At 37.9% G+C, this 17,426-nt stretch carries 16 protein-coding genes; 10 read left to right on the top strand and 6 right to left on the bottom strand.

Annotated features, from left to right (window positions below; all coding sequences use genetic code 11):
• Positions 1 to 67: 67 nt before the first annotated feature.
• On the bottom strand, positions 68 to 454 hold the full coding sequence (locus G466_RS0110030) for a DUF1573 domain-containing protein (RefSeq protein ID WP_026813541.1): 387 nt from the start codon (positions 452 to 454) through the stop codon (positions 68 to 70).
• A gap of 196 nt (positions 455 to 650) precedes the next feature.
• Between G466_RS0110030 and G466_RS0110025 the strand changes: the two genes are divergently transcribed.
• The 7 genes from G466_RS0110025 (at position 651) to G466_RS0109995 (ending at position 9,341) form a co-directional block, all read left to right on the top strand.
• Entirely contained in the window at positions 651 to 3,281 is a 2,631-nt protein-coding gene (locus G466_RS0110025) for a valine--tRNA ligase (protein ID WP_026813540.1), read from the top strand.
• Between the two features lie 624 nt (positions 3,282 to 3,905).
• Positions 3,906 to 5,327 (top strand): circadian clock protein KaiC, encoded by a 1,422-nt coding sequence (gene kaiC / locus G466_RS21755; protein WP_034235276.1) that lies wholly within the window; start codon positions 3,906 to 3,908, stop codon positions 5,325 to 5,327.
• Positions 5,328 to 5,352: 25 nt separating this feature from the next.
• On the top strand, positions 5,353 to 5,658 hold the full coding sequence (locus G466_RS21750; RefSeq protein WP_034235252.1) for a circadian clock KaiB family protein: 306 nt from the start codon (positions 5,353 to 5,355) through the stop codon (positions 5,656 to 5,658).
• Positions 5,658 to 5,975 carry a circadian clock KaiB family protein gene (locus tag G466_RS0110010; protein WP_026813539.1) on the top strand — a complete coding sequence of 106 codons (318 nt, stop codon included), beginning with the start codon at positions 5,658 to 5,660 and terminating at the stop codon, positions 5,973 to 5,975. The genes G466_RS21750 and G466_RS0110010 overlap by 1 nt, the downstream gene beginning before the upstream one ends.
• Positions 5,972 to 7,246 carry a sensor histidine kinase gene (locus G466_RS23115; RefSeq protein ID WP_051315598.1) on the top strand — a complete coding sequence of 425 codons (1,275 nt, stop codon included), beginning with the start codon at positions 5,972 to 5,974 and terminating at the stop codon, positions 7,244 to 7,246. The genes G466_RS0110010 and G466_RS23115 overlap by 4 nt, the downstream gene beginning before the upstream one ends.
• 205 nt (positions 7,247 to 7,451) lie before the next feature.
• Positions 7,452 to 8,468, top strand: coding sequence for a Gfo/Idh/MocA family oxidoreductase (locus G466_RS0110000; RefSeq protein WP_026813538.1), 1,017 nt, complete (start codon positions 7,452 to 7,454; stop codon positions 8,466 to 8,468).
• Between the two features lie 111 nt (positions 8,469 to 8,579).
• The gene (locus tag G466_RS0109995; protein ID WP_026813537.1) at positions 8,580 to 9,341 is read left to right on the top strand and encodes a CDP-alcohol phosphatidyltransferase family protein; all 762 of its coding nucleotides are present in this window, start codon (positions 8,580 to 8,582) and stop codon (positions 9,339 to 9,341) included.
• 46 nt (positions 9,342 to 9,387) lie between these two features.
• On the opposite strand, the gene G466_RS0109990 is transcribed toward G466_RS0109995, so the two are convergent.
• Positions 9,388 to 9,732: a HopJ type III effector protein gene (locus G466_RS0109990; RefSeq protein ID WP_026813536.1), complete on the bottom strand. Its 345-nt coding sequence runs from the start codon at positions 9,730 to 9,732 to the stop codon at positions 9,388 to 9,390.
• Positions 9,733 to 9,995: 263 nt separating this feature from the next.
• On the opposite strand from G466_RS0109990, the gene G466_RS0109985 reads away from it, so the two are divergent.
• Together G466_RS0109985 and G466_RS0109980 are read left to right on the top strand one after the other, a co-directional pair.
• Positions 9,996 to 10,589, top strand: a complete 594-nt coding sequence (locus G466_RS0109985; RefSeq protein ID WP_026813535.1) for a hypothetical protein — start codon at positions 9,996 to 9,998, stop codon at positions 10,587 to 10,589.
• Positions 10,590 to 10,859: 270 nt separating this feature from the next.
• Positions 10,860 to 12,428 carry an SDR family NAD(P)-dependent oxidoreductase gene (locus tag G466_RS0109980; protein ID WP_229797133.1) on the top strand — a complete coding sequence of 523 codons (1,569 nt, stop codon included), beginning with the start codon at positions 10,860 to 10,862 and terminating at the stop codon, positions 12,426 to 12,428.
• Positions 12,429 to 12,503: 75 nt separating this feature from the next.
• Here G466_RS0109980 and G466_RS0109975 read toward each other — a convergent pair whose 3' ends face one another.
• Complete coding sequence (locus G466_RS0109975) at positions 12,504 to 14,003, bottom strand: vanadium-dependent haloperoxidase (protein WP_229797132.1); 1,500 nt, start codon at positions 14,001 to 14,003, stop codon at positions 12,504 to 12,506.
• A gap of 293 nt (positions 14,004 to 14,296) precedes the next feature.
• Here G466_RS0109975 and G466_RS21740 point away from each other — a divergent pair, with 293 nt between their 5' ends.
• Positions 14,297 to 15,607 carry a sterol desaturase family protein gene (locus tag G466_RS21740; protein WP_051315597.1) on the top strand — a complete coding sequence of 437 codons (1,311 nt, stop codon included), beginning with the start codon at positions 14,297 to 14,299 and terminating at the stop codon, positions 15,605 to 15,607.
• Positions 15,608 to 15,699: 92 nt separating this feature from the next.
• On the opposite strand, the gene G466_RS0109965 is transcribed toward G466_RS21740, so the two are convergent.
• From G466_RS0109965 to G466_RS0109955, 3 genes are read right to left on the bottom strand one after another with little or no spacing between them, the layout of a single operon-like run.
• Positions 15,700 to 15,969 carry an acyl-CoA-binding protein gene (locus G466_RS0109965; protein ID WP_026813532.1) on the bottom strand — a complete coding sequence of 90 codons (270 nt, stop codon included), beginning with the start codon at positions 15,967 to 15,969 and terminating at the stop codon, positions 15,700 to 15,702.
• Positions 15,959 to 16,633, bottom strand: coding sequence for a phosphatidylserine decarboxylase family protein (locus G466_RS0109960; RefSeq protein WP_026813531.1), 675 nt, complete (start codon positions 16,631 to 16,633; stop codon positions 15,959 to 15,961). The genes G466_RS0109965 and G466_RS0109960 overlap by 11 nt, the downstream gene beginning before the upstream one ends.
• A complete protein-coding gene (locus G466_RS0109955; protein WP_026813530.1) occupies positions 16,623 to 17,426 on the bottom strand; it encodes a phosphatidate cytidylyltransferase in 804 nt (267 codons plus the stop codon). Before G466_RS0109955 ends, G466_RS0109960 begins: the two co-directional genes overlap by 11 nt.

The following is a 17,426-nucleotide window of genomic DNA, read 5'->3' as shown; positions in this document are numbered from 1 at the left end:
AAAAAAACTTGTTCTGTGGATTAAATTATCCAAAGAACAAGTTTTAGGAAAGTTATTGTAGGTTTTTTTACTTGCCTGGTTCCGCCTTAATCTCCCCTTTTAATTTTAATACTACTGTTGGGGTGTCTGCATTGGAAATGACCGTAATGGCTTTTCTAATGGGACCAACTCTATTAGTGTCATATTTCACTTGGATCTCTCCTGTTTTTCCAGGTAAGATAGGTGCTTCGGGCTTTTTTGGAATTGTACATCCACAAGTAGAGCTTACCTTGCTTATTATTAGAGGTGCGTTTCCGGTATTGGTGAATTCAAAAACTCTTAAGCCATCACTGCCTTTTGCAATTTCTCCGTAATCTACGGTGTCTGACTTAAATTTAATCTTTGCTCCATTTTCTTGAGCGGTTAGGCCAAATCCTAATAGACCAATAAATAAAACTAGTAGTAATTTTTTCATCATTTTTAGTTTTGGGTGAATTTCAAAAGTAAATGTTTTTAATGAACCTCAGAAATTCTTTTGTTATGTAATAACGTTACTTATTTTTGTTTCGTATTTCTAACTCGGCAAAAAACCATAGGACTACCTCAAGTAACATTAAAATAGTAATCATTTAGTAATCGCCCTATTAGGGTAACAAAAACTGTTCCAAAAAATGGGAATACCTTCAAAATACGACCCGCAGACCATAGAAGGTCAGTGGTACGACTATTGGATCAAGCATAATTACTTTCATTCCGAGCCGGATGAAAGAGAGCCGTACACCATAGTTATTCCGCCTCCAAATGTTACAGGGGTATTACATATGGGGCATATGCTTAACAATACTATTCAGGATGTCTTGATACGTAGAGCCCGTTTAATGGGGAAGAACGCCTGCTGGGTGCCGGGAACAGACCATGCCTCCATTGCTACCGAAGCTAAAGTAGTAGCGAAACTAAAAGAACAAGGGATAGAGAAAAAAGACCTTAGTAGGGAAGAGTTCCTTGGGCATGCCTGGGACTGGACCCACGAATACGGAGGTGTTATCTTGGAACAACTAAAAAAGCTAGGCTGTTCCTGTGACTGGGATCGAACTAAGTTTACAATGGATGCCAATATGTCAGCCTCCGTGATCAAGGTTTTTGTAGATTTATTTAATAAAGGTCTTATTTATAGGGGTTACCGAATGGTTAACTGGGATCCTGAAGCAAAGACCACTTTGTCCGATGAAGAAGTAATCTATGAAGAAAGACAAGGCTTATTGTATTATCTGTCTTACAAGATACAGGGTTCGGAGGATACTTTAACCATTGCGACCACCAGGCCCGAAACCATTCTAGGGGATACTGCAATTTGTATTAACCCTAACGATGAGCGCTATGCCCATTTAAGAGGGAAAAAGGCAATAGTACCAATCTGCAATAGGGTAATTCCTATTATAGAGGATGAATATGTAGATGTTGAATTTGGTACGGGCTGTCTTAAAGTGACACCGGCACATGATGTAAATGATAAGGAATTAGGGGATAAGCACAATCTAGAGACTATAGATATTTTTAACGAGGATGCCACTTTAAATAGTTATGGCCTACACTATGAAGGTCAGGATCGTTTTGTAGTGCGCAAAGCCATTACCAAGGAATTGGAAGAGAAGGGCTTTTTAGTTAAAACGGAGAATCACCTAAATAAGGTAGGAACCTCGGAGAGGACCAAAGCGGTGATAGAACCAAGATTATCTGATCAGTGGTTTCTGCGTATGGAAGATTTGGCCAAGCCTGCTATAAAAGCGGTATTGGAGGATAAAGAGGTGAAGTTGTTCCCTAAGAAATTTGAGAATACCTATCGCCATTGGATGGAAAATATCCGGGACTGGAATATTTCTAGACAGTTATGGTGGGGACAGCAGATTCCGGCTTACTATTTTGGAGATGGGCAGGACGATTTTGTGGTAGCGGAAAGTAAAGAGCTAGCGTTAGCATTGGCAAAGAAAAAATCTGGAAATCCAAATTTAACCGTAGAAGCGTTAAGACAGGATGAAGATGCTTTGGATACTTGGTTTTCCTCATGGATATGGCCAATTAGTGTGTTTAATGGTATTTTAGAACCAGATAATGAGGAGGTAAATTATTACTATCCTACCAATGACTTGGTGACCGGTCCAGATATTTTATTCTTTTGGGTGGCCAGAATGATTGTATCCGGATATGAATATCGGGATGAGAGGCCATTCCAAAATGTATACCTTACTGGTTTGGTGCGTGATAAACAACGCCGTAAAATGTCTAAATCCCTAGGGAATTCACCAGATGCCTTACAGTTGATTAAGGATTATGGTGCCGATGGAGTGCGCGTGGGGCTCTTGTTGAGCTCGGCAGCTGGAAACGATCTTATGTTTGATGAGGCGCTTTGCCAGCAAGGAAAAAACTTTGCCAATAAAATATGGAATGGTTTCCGATTACTAAAGGGTTGGGAGGTTGCTGATCTGCCGCAACCAGAAGCGTCAAAGCTTGGTATTGAATGGTATACCGCTAAGTTTAATAAAGCATTGGTGGAAATTGAAGACCACTTTAGTAAATATCGTATTTCCGATGCCTTAATGGCGATATATAAATTAATTTGGGACGACTATAGTTCTTGGTTGTTAGAAATTATTAAGCCGGCGTACCAACAACCGATAGATCGCACCACCTTTGATGCCGTAATCCAGATTTTTGAAGGTAACCTTAAATTGTTACACCCGTTTATGCCTTTCCTTACAGAAGAGGTATGGCAACATATTACCAAGCGTAGCCCAGAAGAGGCACTTGTAGTTGCAAAATGGCCAGAAGTGCAGGCTGTTGACGAAGATCTGATTGCGGGCTTTGATTTTGCTTCTGAAGTGGTTTCGGGTATTAGAACTATTCGTAAGGAAAAGAATATTCCTATGAAGGAATCTTTGGAGCTTTCTGTATTAAACGAAGGAAATATTAGCAAGGAATGGGATGTGGTAATTGCAAAACTCACCAATGTCTCCCAAATAGCTTATGTAGACTCCTCTGTGGATGGTGCACTTACCTTTAGGGTGAAATCCAACGAATACTTCATTCCTATGTCCGGGGCAATAGATGTAGAAGCAGAGATCGTTAAGCTGCAAGATGAACTAAAGTATACCAAGGGCTTTTTGGTTTCCGTGCAAAAGAAACTATCCAATGAAAGGTTTGTTAACAATGCTCCAGAACAGGTAATATCCATTGAACGTAAAAAAGAGGCAGATGCTATTGCCAAAATTGAAACACTGACGAAGAGTTTGGAAAATCTGCAGTAAAAATTGCTGTAGGATAAAGATCATGGTAAAAGAGCCTTAATTAAATAATAATTAAGGCTCTTTATTTATGTCAGTATTTTAACTTCCTTGTCCTCCTATTGTTGTCGCCCATGAGTAATAAATGTGGTTTTGTACTACTAATATTATGGATAGCGTCCACAGGTAATAGACTGAAAATCTATATTTGAGAATTATAAAAATACAGTTTGCAACATACATATAATCTCGTGCTAACACCTGTGAGGATTTATTTAAAAAAAGTTGGAGCTTAGAAGCAAAGCGCACGTATTTTAATTTTGGTTTTTCGGTGCTGTTATTACGGCACCGGGCTTAAAGTAATCCTGAATAACTGGGCCAATATCTTTAGAGAATTATCCTTGATATTGAAAGTGTAATAATATATAGTAACTTGGCCTTCATATTAAACTTCAAAATGAATGCAATTTTAATTCTTCCTTTCACTGTGGGTTTATAATCAACCATGGGTATCTGTATAAGCTAACAATATAATAGGCGCAGTATATGTTGGTTGTATAATATTTAATTCTAATCCTTAATTAATCGATTAAAATGTATATTTTAATCGATTAATTAAGGATACTATAAACATAAATTTCTTTTTTAATGATTCATGATCAAATCAAAGTGTTCCCTAAAACATCTACAGGAATAAGTGGATTGGACGAAATTACAAATGGGGGCTTCCCTAAGAACAGACCTGTTCTAATATGCGGTAGCGCCGGCTGTGGCAAAACCTTGTTTGCCATGCAGTTTTTGGTAAAAGGTATTCTAGAGGAAAATGAACCGGGAGTTTTTATGAGTTTTGAAGAAACCTCTGCTGATCTGTCCCAGAATGTACGGTCTTTAGGTTTTGATTTGGAAGAGCTAAAGAAGCAAAAAAAGTTAAAAGTAGATCATGTTCGGATAGAACGTTCAGAAATAGAAGAAACGGGAGAATATGATCTAGAAGCTCTATTTATTAGACTGAATTATGCCATAGATTCCATTGGTGCCAAAAGGGTAGTACTAGATACGGTAGAATCCCTTTTTACGGGCATGGAAAACAGTGTGTGGTTGCGCTCTGAAATAAGACGATTATTTCAATGGTTAAAAGATAAAGGAGTAACTGCCATTATAACTGGGGAAAGGGGTGAAGGATCCCTTACCAGGCACGGACTGGAAGAATATGTATCAGACTGTGTTATTTTATTGGATTTTAGGATAATCGATCAAATTGCGACTAGAAGATTACGGATAGTGAAATATAGGGGCTCTACCCATGGTACAAATGAATATCCCTTTTTAATAGACGAGGATGGGATTTCTGTACTTCCTGTTACTTCCCTAAAATTAGATTATAAATCTCCATCAGAGCTTATTTCCTTCAATTTGCCGGCCATTGATAATTTATTTGCCAAAAGAGGAATTTATAAAGGTAGTAGTACACTAATAACCGGAACGGCGGGAACCGCCAAAACAATTTTGGCTTCCTATTTTGCGCTTGCCAGTTGCCATAGAAAGGAACCAGTGCTTTATTTTTCTTTTGAGGAATCTCCGGAGCAACTTATTCGGAATTTGTTGACCATTGGGTTGGATTTAAGATCTCAGGTCAATGATAATCTATTGCATATCCATTCTTCAAGGCCATCGTTGCAAGGTCTGGAAATGCACTTACTTACATTACATAAACTTATGGCAGAATTTAAACCAAAAACCGTTATAATCGATCCAATAAGCAGTCTTATAACTGTAGGCAATTCTAGCGAAGTGAGGGCCATGCTTGTTCGGTTAATGGATATGTTAAAAGTTAATGAGGTCAATGCATTGTTTACCTCCCTAACCCAAAATAAGGAAAATTTTTATTCAGACACTACAGTGGAAGCAGTTTCCTCCCTCGCGGATAATTGGATTGATTTAAGCAATGTAAATGAACAGAATAAATGGCAAAGGAATATTTTAATCATTAAGGCTAGAGGAATGGGACATTTTAATGGTCAAAAAAAATTTTTAATAGCTGACTCTGGCTTTCAATTAGTCGAAAAATAGACGTATTTAATAATCTCGAAGAGAAATGGTAAAAACTGAAAAATTTGAATTACGATTATATATAGCCGGACAGACGCCAAAGTCTGTTACTGCATTACAAAATATCACGAAATATTGTAAGGAACACTTAAATGACAACTATACTATAGAGGTTATAGATTTATTAAAACAACCACAACTAGCGGAAGGCGATCAAATATTTGCCATTCCCACATTGGTTCGTAAATTCCCGGAACCCCTTAGAAAGATTATTGGTGACCTTTCTAACGAGGAAAGAGTATTGGTAGGATTAAATATTCGTCCTTTAGGTAATAAAAAAGGTGTTTATTAATGAACAAAGATGAAAACATAAAGATGGTTGCAGAGGGCAAATTGGTGCTTCAGCTTTACGTATCCGGTATGTCGGCCAACTCTATGGTGGCCATAGAAAACATAAAACATCTTTGTGACGAACATCTTGAGGGCGCATTTCAGTTGGAAATAATTGATATTTATAAAAATCCCGATTTGGCAGCGGAAGAGCATATCGTTTTTAGCCCTTCCTTAATTAAACATTTTCCCTTGCCAAGAAAAACGTTGATTGGTAATTTGTCCGACACGGATAAAGTGGTAAAAGCTTTAGGGCTTAAAATTAAAGGAGCTTCATGAGAGAACTATCCCGCGAAGAACTGTTAACTAGGATTGAGGAGTTGGAACAACAATTAATAGACTCCGAACAAATGGTGGAAGCCATTAAAATGGGGGAAGTAGATGCCTTCGCCATTAATAAGGACAACCAGTCTCAAGTCTATACATTGCAGAGTGGAGATTATGCGTATAGGGTATTGATAGAGGAATTTAGTGAAGGTGCTATAAATGTAACCGAAGATGGACTGATTGTCTATACCAACCCCTATTTTTGTGAATTAATGGAATCTTCCTACAATCAAATGATAGGTTCTTCCATTACGGATTTTATTGGTGAGGATTCTAAATTAAAATTCGATAAATTATTCCAGGGATCTCTGCAAAAGAAAACAAAAGGGGAGATTAATTTAACGGTAAATGGGAAGATAATCCCTGTATTTGTGTATTTAACCTCCTTAAGGCCTCATATAGCTACCGTTGGTATAATTTTCACGGACCTTACTGAGAAGAAAAGGAATGAAGAGGTAATTTTAGAGTATCAGGATAATTTAGAGAAAAAAAATAATGAGCTAAATCAAAACAATAAAGAGTTGGCCTCATTTGCTTATGTTGCTTCACACGACTTGCAAGAACCTTTACGAAAAATACAGCTGTACTCTTCCCGTATAATGGAGAGGGAGCTGAATGATGTCTCGGATACCGGGAAGGATTATTTTAATAGAATTATAGGGTCTGCAAAAAGAATGCAAGACCTAATCCAAGATTTGTTGGCGTATTCACGAACAGATACCGTAAAAGGTGTATTCGAAATGGTTGAACTATCGTCTGTTTTGGAGGATGTTAAGTTGGAGTTGATGGAGGAAATAGAGCTAAATGATGCCTCAATTAATTTAATTTCATCATGTAAAGTAAATGTAATTACTTTTCAATTTCGCCAACTATTAAATAACCTAATTAGTAACGCCTTAAAATTCAGCAGGCCTGGTCAAAGTCCCCAAATAAAGATAGAAAGTGATATAATCACGGATTTAGATATTGATGAGGTTCCTAAAAAAAGGGATAAAAGCTACTGCCGCATTGTAATTACTGATAACGGAATTGGTTTTGCGCAAGAGTACAGTGAAAAAATATTCCAATTATTTCAAAGATTGCACGGTAAGAGCGAATATAGTGGAACTGGAATAGGTTTGGCCATAGTGAAAAAAATAGTAGAGAACCACAATGGATATATCTCGGCTTCTTCGGGGGTAGGGCAGGGGGCAGTTTTTACCATTTATATACCAGAAATTTAAATTTGGCCAATTGTTAGCCGTGCCTTTTCTGTGTTTAGTTTTAGCAGGTATTTTGGTGCTATAATTAGCGTTGGTTTCTATTCGGATAATTTTTGGACACTCCATTGCCCTTTTAAGTAGGGTAAAAACCAATGATTATTAGGAGTACAGTTTTAATTTCGGTTAATTTGGTTGTAAATTACCTTAACATGAAACTAGAGACAAAATGGTAGAGAAAATAATTAATACAGGCATATTATCCTTCGGGATGTCTGGAAAACTCTTTCAGGCGCCCTTCTTACAGGTGCATTCAGGTTTTGAGCTTACGGCTGTTGTAGAAAGAACTACCAAAAAAGCAAAACAAATATATCCCCATATAAAAAGTTACGATAGCGTAGAGGCGCTTTTATTGGATCCAGAAATTGAATTGGTGGTAGTGAATACCCCCAATTTCACGCATTTCGATTTTGCTAAAAAGGCCTTACATGCAAATAAACATGTATTGATAGAAAAGCCATTTTGTGTAACTACCCAAGAAGCCAACGAACTCTTTACTCTTGCTCGAAAAAAGGGAAAGCATGTTCTCCCCTATCAAAATAGGCGTTATGATAGCGATTTTCTTTCTGTAAAGAAGGTATTGGAATCGGGTAAGTTAGGTACTCTTGTAGAAGCACATTTCAGATATGATCGGTATAGGCATCATATTGGACCAAAAGTTGCCAAAGAATCGCCAGTTCCCGGTAGCGGACTGCTTTACGATCTAGGGCCCCATCTACTGGATGCGGCTATAGCACTCTTTGGATATCCAATTGAATGGAGAAAGAATACCGGACAATTTCGCCCTAATACCCAAGTAGATGATTATGCACATATCCACCTATTGTATCCAGAAGGTTTTCAGGTGTTTATTACTATGAGTATGTTGGTGGTAGAACCACAGGCTTCGTTTGTATTAAATGGGTCTAAAGGTTCTTATATTAAGCAACGGACAGATATTCAGGAAACTCAACTCTTGGATGGAATGTCACCTGACCATCCCAATTTTGGAGTAGAGGATACCCACAAAAATGGGATACTGTATACCATGAATGAAAAGGGAGAAAAGCAGCAAGAGGAAACTGATTCTATAACTTCCAATTACTTGCATCTTTTCGATGCTGTTTACAAGACTTTAGTGGAGAACATACCCTATCCCGTTAGTGAGGAAGACATCCTTCAGCAACTAGAAATTTTGGAAGCCTAAGCTGCAGGATTGCCTTTAATAAAGCTTATCTAGTATAATACTAGGGAATGTTGGTTAGAAGCCGCATTTTTAATAGAATACAATACTATAATTTCTATGCATATCTCTGGAATGTCAAAAATGCCAAATAGCCATAGGTTTTTAGATCTTTCGGATTATGGCAGACCAGTAGGAAGAGCAATTGCCATGGGGCTCAGAAATACAATTGTCTCCCCCTTGCACGTTACCACCTTATTTATTGTATCGGGTTTGCTGGGGATAGGATGTATTTTAAACGGCTCTTTCTGGGGAGTGGTATTCTTTTTAGTGTTAAAATCTATTTTGGATGCAGCAGACGGGGAATTGGCAAGAATTAAAAAAACGCCTTCCTATACAGGGCGCTATTATGATTCCATAGCCGATATCATTTTAAATCTATTGATTCTTCTAGCGATTGGGTACGTTACAGATACTGGTCTTCACTGGACATTATTGGCATTCTTTGGAATGCAATTGCAGGGAACCCTGTATAATTATTACTATGTAATATTAAGAAATAGATATCACGGAGATACTACCAGTAGGGTATTTGAAAAAGGTACCCCCGTGGCAATGGAAGGGGAGAGCCAAAGAAATGTGGACGTTCTTTTTGGATGTTACAGATTACTATACGGAGGATTCGACCAAATTATTTATTATCTGGATAGCAGCGCCCCTCATGATGGAAAGCTACCTAGCTGGTTAATGACCGCGGTCTCAATATACGGACTAGGCTTCCAATTGCTGATGATTGGTATTATGTTAGTTGTGGGCTGGGCCAATTTTATAATCCCATTTTTTATATTATCTTCAGTGTTTATCCTTTTATTTATTGGAATACGCAAGACATTATAGGAGTAAAGCTATATCCATTTGTTAAAACATAAGAAGCACAGTATTATCACTTTATGTTTAAGGCTTCCTTATTGAAAACTATTCCCTCCCATCCTGTCTTCATAAAGTTTCGAATGTTCTGATGGTCGTCTCCATCAGGATTGTTCAGTACATCATTGCGGTAGTAGCTGCCAAAACAGGCCAAAGTTTCCTCCTTATTTAACTTATGGTGCTGTGCAAATGAAAATACTTTGCAAGACCCGGTATTCTGCCCTGGATCATTAAAAAGATCACCATTTTTAAAAGCAGTAGGCTCAAAATTATAATAAGAGTCAATAATTTGAATGGTATCTCCAAAAGAAATTTCCTCTGGACTGGTTCTTAGTTGTATTAAAAATTCACGGACCGTCATCGCTGAATAAGATTATTATTATTTGGACAAATGTAAGGGATACTTTTTAATGAATGTTTAGTTAATTCTGTTAGGTGGACTAATGGGAGTAATAATTTTATAGCTCATGCAATTATCTTTATCTTTGATAGGAACATACTGGTTAATTTGGCTGAAATATCGCTAAGTTGACCCATTATCATCAAAGACTCATTGTAAATAGTTATATTGGGTAATTGTGGAGATGAATAATTAAAAACGAATTCAAACGAAAAAATAAAAATATGAGAACACTATTGTTGTATTGTTTGTTGATATTGGCAGTACCTACTATGGCACAAGATTCAAAATCCAAAGTGCTCCCGAGTGATGTCCAAATAAAAACGGCTATTTTGCCATTATCCGAGGAGGATAAAAAAGGCGCGAAGGTATATGGATATGACCCCAATGGAGAATTGACGGTGTTGAGGGAAGGAAGCAATAATTTGGTATGTATTGCAGATGATCCAGCGAAAGACGGGATTAGTGTATCATGTTATTATTCTAAATTAGACCCTTTTATGGCACGTGGTAGGGAGTTGTCTGCGCAAGGTAAATCAGTTGCTGAGATTAGGGAAATTAGAGCGAACGAGGTTGCTTCGGGAGAATTAAAAATGCCAGGGGAACCCAGTATGCTATATGTGTATTATGGGAAATCTGATGATTATAATCCTCAAACGGGAGATTTAAATAACGGCAAGTTTAGATATGTGATATATACCCCATTTGCAACGGTAGAATCTACAGGTTTGCCAGATAAGCCTCATGCACCGGGAATGCCATGGTTAATGGATCCGGGTACCCATAGAGCGCATATAATGGTAGGCCCTTTCAATTAGAAAAGGACTATTTTACAGATTCTGGTTTGTTAAGGGAGGTAACCTTAGTTTAGTGAAGTCGGGTAGGTGTATACAACTTGCCAAGCTTCACTAATTTTTTTAACTTGTTTTGCTGTAGGAGAAAAAAGATTACTGTAAAAAAAAAGAAGGGTATTTCGTTAGCATTCTAGCGCTAAGGATTTCTTTTTCATATTGGTTCCGATATAGTGATTCAGAATAATTTTAGATGTATAATTGCACAATTTTTAATTGAGGTGAAATAGTGTTAATATGGAAAGTCGATCTATTGAGATTATGGACAAACAGGAGAATGTGGTTACTTCGGAAGAATTAGACCAGTGTATCGCCATCTTGAATAGGTTAGTGGAAAATGGGCATACCATCTTAGAGCTTCAAGAGGAAAAAAGAATTGCCCTGTTAAAGGCTGCAGGAAAGGTTTCTAGACCAAGCAGAGATCAATTTAAGCAGCGTAAAAAAGACGCGGCCAAGGCAGCAAAACGAAAGATAATTGAACGAGATAGGCATGCCCGAAAAGAAACGGGGATCCGAAGTGCACGGGAGGCTGCTGTTTTTGTAGCGCCTAAACTTTTAAATGCGCCCTTGCCAAAAACAATGGAGGAGTTGGAATTAGAATCGCCTAGAAATTGTTATGTCTGTAAGGCGGTTTATACTAAACTTCACCACTTCTATGATTCCATGTGTCCGGAATGTGCGGAATTTAATTACGCCAAGCGTTTTCAAACTGCAGATCTTACAGGTCAGGTTGCTATTGTAACGGGGTCTAGATTGAAAATTGGATATCATATTACCCTTATGCTACTAAGGGCAGGTGCTACAGTAGTTGCCACCACGCGTTTTCCTGTGGATTCTGCACTGCGATTCTCTAGGGAAGATGATTTTCATGAATGGGGGCACCGTTTAAAGATTCACGGGTTAGATCTTAGGCATATTCCCAGCGTGGAGATATTTTGCAATTTTATTGAACAACAGTATTCTAGGTTGGATATACTAATTAATAACGCCGCCCAAACGGTAAGAAGGCCGGCAGGATTTTACCAACACCTGATGAAAAATGAGGATATCCCCTATCAAGATTTACCTTCTTTTGCAAGAGAAGTATTGGAGGACCATAATTATTGCATAAAAGAATTAAATTCTTTGACGCCAGGAACGGTGAGCGCCCAAAATAATGCATTGCCAGTGACTTGGCACGCTCCAGAACCAGGAATAGGAATAAGGGCTTCTGCAAAGCTTTCCCAGATTCCCTATAGCTTTGACAGTTCTCTTTCGGCCAAGGAAGTGTTTCCCGAAGGCGAATTGGATGCAGACCTGCAACAGGTAGATTTACGAAAAACAAATAGCTGGCGCCTAAAATTGGGAGAAATAGAAACCCCGGAATTGATAGAAGTACAATTGGTAAATGCAATTGCTCCATTTGTTCTTTGTAACCGACTCTCCAAATTGATGCGTCAAGAAAATACGGGTAAAAAACATATTATAAATGTTTCTGCCATGGAAGGAAAATTCCATAGATTTTTTAAAGAAGATAGACACCCGCACACTAATATGGCCAAGGCAGCACTGAATATGATGACGCATACGGCTGCCCTGGATTTTGCTAAAGATGGCATATATATGAACGCGGTAGATACCGGATGGGTTACTGATGAGGATCCGGTAGAATTGGCGAAACGAAAAGAAGAAATCCACGATTTTCAGCCTCCTCTAGATATTGTGGACGGTGCCGCAAGGGTATTAGATCCCTTATATGATGGTATCAATACCGGAAAACATTGGTGTGGAAAGTTTTTGAAAGATTATATGCCTATTGACTGGTAAATTAACTGTGGGACTTTACAACCCCCTTATTCTCATTTTAATAATAGCAGAGGAAAGTAATTTTGCTTTCTTCTGCTATTCTTTTTCAGCTCCAATAAGTTGAAGGAATTTGTTAAAATGGTGTTGGGCGATATTTCTACCCAATTCCAATCCCGCAACATTATCTGCCTGTATATGATACCCTCCCATAACTCTTGATATTCCTGCCATATCAGCGGTTTCGGTAAATGTGGGAAACTTAATAATAACTGGGGCATCTGTATTTTTTGGTTCTGTAAGTGCCCCTGGGATCAATGCTACTTCAACCCCAAAATAATCGCTCCCCGTGAATAGCTTAAGAGCTTCTGCGCATCCACCACTTATAGTACTATGACCTGAAACATAACTTGGGAAGGAAGGACACAAAAATTCAGCAGGAGAGTAGGGTCGCCAATCCTGTCCTTTTAATTTGATCATTCCTTCGTCTGGGCCTCCCCATGCTGTAATCATTTTGTCTTGGTAGTAATCATGTACCAATGCATATGGGCGTGCGTAATCGTAATGCATTTTAGAATCCCAACAGGAAATGAACGCATCCATGGCTACTGATTGAACTAAAAAGTACATTTGTACATCCTTATCCAAGGTGTTATGGTCTCTTAAAGATACATCCAAAGCAAATTTTAACCAATGCCCTGCTTGTTGTACGGATTTGGGTCCATCTCTCATAAACTCCACTAAGGCCTTGTTTTCTGGAGTTAAATTTGCTTGTAGTTCTATTACTTCCTTAACTTCCTCTTCCAATTGTTTGGAGCCGACCAATGGGGGAGGTCCTGGCCTAAATTGATCGGCAGTTTCCAATAATAAAGGTTGTACCTTTTGCCAATACGGAGTAAGGCATCCAGGGTTGTATTTTTCACCTTTCTTATTAATAAAATATTTTGGTTGCCACCTGTTGAGGTCACTATTTTTATCAATATCATTTACAGGTTGATAGTTGGTATAATCAAAATAAGGCAGACCATTGGAACCATTCATCGCTCCGTACTGGTTAGATCCATCATTTTTCCTAGCCTGTATAACCATATCTGCTGCCAAATTTCCAATTCCTTCAGGGGTGTTAGCATCCCTAGAACCATTATTTGGATCAAGACCCAATTGAAGCATTTTACTCTTGAACAATGTGCTATCGGAATAGTAATATTCACTAAGAGTCCTAAACGCAGCATAACTCACTGCTATTTCTTTATTTAACAATGTTCTCTTGTCTTCTGGTAACCTATTTATGTTTTTTAAGTATACGGTATGCGCTTTTTCATCAAAGCGAGACCAAGCATCAAACATAGCCGTGAATATTAATCCTAAATACCTAGAAGTTACGGTTGGTCTTGGTTCAAATCGGTCGGTATCGTTGGCGGTTCCTTCTAATGCCATTATAGCCCATTGGTGTGCAATATTGTCATTTCCAAGTGGTTCATGGCCCATAGCAATCTCATTATCCACTAATGTTTTAGTGGATTTCATTTGACCGTAACTACGAATCATTCCAATAATAATAAGGAAGAATAGGGACAGGAAAAGCATTTTACAATTCATGTTGGTTGGTTTTATCTTTAAAATTAAAATTTAAAGTGGTTTTATTAATTTTTTGTGCAATGAAATTTATTAAATTCAATATTAAACCAGTGGATTAGAAAGATTCTTAACGATGTAGTGTTTAAATTTAATACAAATCGCTTTATGGTTAGCATATGTTATGACTGTAGGGTTTGGTGAAAAAATATTTTGTAAGTAGGGAGGCGTGCTGTTCCTAGCTCTTAGGTTAGTAAAGGTTCCTATTATAGGCAACGCTGAATTTTATTATATTTGATAGGACTATTTGTTTTAGTATGGAAACTTATGCAACTGCATTATTATATGCCATCCCATTCTTTGTGGTACTTTTAACCCTAGAAGTAGGGTATGGATTTTTTGTGAAAAATCAGATGCATGAGGTTATGGATACGGTTTCCAGTATCAGTTCTGGCCTTACCAATATTATTAAAGACACTTTAGGGCTTGCACTAATAGTGGTTTCCTATCCTTTACTATTGGAGCATTTAGCCCTTACGGAAATTAAAACAACTTGGTTAGTATGGCTGATTGCATTTGTAGTACTGGATTTTGCTGGGTATTGGAATCACAGGTTGAGCCATAAAGTAAATATTTTTTGGAATCAACATGTTATACATCACAGTAGTGAAGAATTTAATTTGGCTTGCGCACTTAGGCAGCCTATTTCCAATTTAATAGGTTATTTTTCCTTGTTGTTGATTCCTGCTGCAATCTTGGGGGTTCCTCATGTAGTTATTGCTGTATTGGCGCCCATTCACCTATTTGCTCAATTTTGGTATCATACTAGGCACATTAATAAAATGGGATGGTTAGAGTATGTTTTAGTTACCCCTTCCCAGCACAGGGTGCACCACGCAATTAATCCTGAGTATATAGATAAAAATTTGGGACAGGTTCTTTGTATATGGGATAGAATGTTTGGTACTTTCCAAGAGGAATTAAAAGACGTGCCCCCACAGTATGGAGTTTTAAAGCCGGCAGCTACATGGAACCCTATTCTAATAAACTTTCAGCATTTATGGCGGATGTTAAAAGATGCCTGGTATACCACAAATTATTGGGATAAGATGCGCATCTGGTTTATGCCTACAGGATGGAGGCCTCAAGATGTTATAGAAGCACATCCTATAGATATTATAACAGACGTATATCATTTTGAGCGCTACGCTCCCAAAGCTACATTGGGAATAAAATTATATTCTATTCTGCAGATGGTATTTAGTTTGCTGTTGATGATGTTTATGTTCTATAATTATGTAGAAATTGGTTTTGATGGACTGCTCTGGTTCAGTGGCTTTATTTTTGTGGGAATCTATGGTTATACTACACTTATGGATAGAAAGAAGTATGCCGTTTGGATAGAGCTGGGTAGGGGGTTGGTAGGTGTTTGTTGGATTTTGTTCTATGGGGATTGGTTTGGACTTGGCACCTATTTGCCCAATGGTAATATAATGATGATAGCTTATTTTTTGGTCACCATGATTGGCGGGGTATATTTCACCTATCTAGAGACAGGGAGAATGGATATGATGGGGCGTACAGCCAATGAGCCGCTTTCTAAGAGCGAAAGTGTTGGAATAGGATAATATATACGTTTATCCAAATAATTGGGCATGTGAAGCTCTTTTAGCTTATAAAAATATGATGTATCTAAGGGTATTAAACCGGTAATGCAATATTAGAGGTTTTGTTTGATCTCTTTATTTACCAATGCAATATATTTTTCCATTGCCTCTTTTGTGCTTACATTCTTAGCTTGTATTAATGCGTTGGCCTTAAATGCATTTATTAAAGGGGTTCTGCTTCCTGGATGGCTAAAACTGCGGTTGGCAATTTTGAAATAGGCGTATAGCTTTAGCAATAGATCTGCAGGTAAAGGGTCGGTATAGTCATTAACAAAGTTGACGGCCTCGGTAAATTCCTTATGTAGTTTCTGATCAGTATTCATTTTCTTTTTCAACCTTTTTGGTTGCTATACAGGTTTGGGCTCCAACAACCTTCTGGCCCAATTTAACACAAATGGCACTGTTCAAAGGCAGGAACAAATCTACTCGAGAACCAAATTTTATGAAACCGGCATCTTCTCCCTGGTGAACGCTCTCTCCAACTTCTGCGTAGTTTACAATTCTACGAGCCAAAGCACCAGCTATTTGTCGGTATAGGATATCACCAAACTTTGGTGTATTTAGTACTACTGTTGTTCTTTCATTCTCTTCACTGGCCTTTGGGTGCCAAGCTACCAAATATTTTCCAGGATGGTATTTGGAGAACTTAATAACTCCCGTAGCTGGGTAACGGGTTACATGAACATTTATAGGGGACATAAAAATAGACACCTGTATGCGCTTATCCTTAAAGTATTCATTTTCATCAACCTCTTCTATAACTACTACTTTACCATCAACAGGTGCTAATATATCGTCAAAATTTTTAGTGCCCTTGCGAGAAGGATTCCTAAAGAATTGAAGAATCAGGATAAGAATTAGTAAGGCACCAATTTGTAGGGTAAGTTTTAGCCATGAAATATCTATGAGGTAATGGCTCAACAAAACCACTGAACATACAAGGATAAATGTGGTGACAATAATTTTCTGTCCTTCTTTATGAAACATGTTTAAAAATTGTTAAAGTTAAATATGCAAAAGGTGCGGCAAAAACTAAACTATCTAATCGATCTAACATCCCTCCGTGGCCTGGCAAAATGGCCCCGCTATCTTTTACTCCAGCTGCCCTTTTGAACTTCGATTCAACAAGGTCCCCTAGGCTGCCCGCAGAAACAATAACCGTTGCGAGGATCAGCCATTGGACAAGCGAGACATTGGTTTCATATTTGGACATGAAATAGGCGGCTCCCAATGCAAATACGTAGCCTCCTAAGGTTCCTTCTACAGTCTTTTTAGGCGAAACCGATGGAAACAATTTTGTTTTCCCTATGGTCTTGCCAACTAAATAAGCAAAAGAATCGTTTACCCAGATCAGGATGAATATCCCCATAATCAGGAATTGCGCAAAATCACTGTCCTTATATGGAATCATGGTTAGAAAAATACATCCTCCCCCTATATAAAATAAGCCGATAAGGAATTTTTGTAAATTGTTGAATAATTTTTCCTTTCCAGAAAACAAATAAAATAACAGCGCAAAATTAACTGTTATTGTTGCAAACATCAAAATATTAATGAGAATCTTATCTTGAACTAAATAGATGTAGGCCCACCACAAGCCCAAATAGGCTATAAATACATGATAGCCCCTAAGCTTCACCATTCGTTTGTATTCATAGAGACAAATAAGGCCAAAGGTCATGAAAAGGAAGTCGAATGCATCGGAACTTAGAAAAATGGCCGACAATAATAATATGACAAATACAGCCCCTGTTAATAACCGCCTTAAAATTTCTTTCAT

The sequence above is a fragment of the Arenibacter certesii DSM 19833 genome, assembly GCF_000429545.1.
GTDB lineage: Bacteria > Bacteroidota > Bacteroidia > Flavobacteriales > Flavobacteriaceae > Arenibacter > Arenibacter certesii.
Note: the sequence above shows the minus strand (reverse complement) of the source record. Positions and strands in the feature narration are given on the sequence as shown.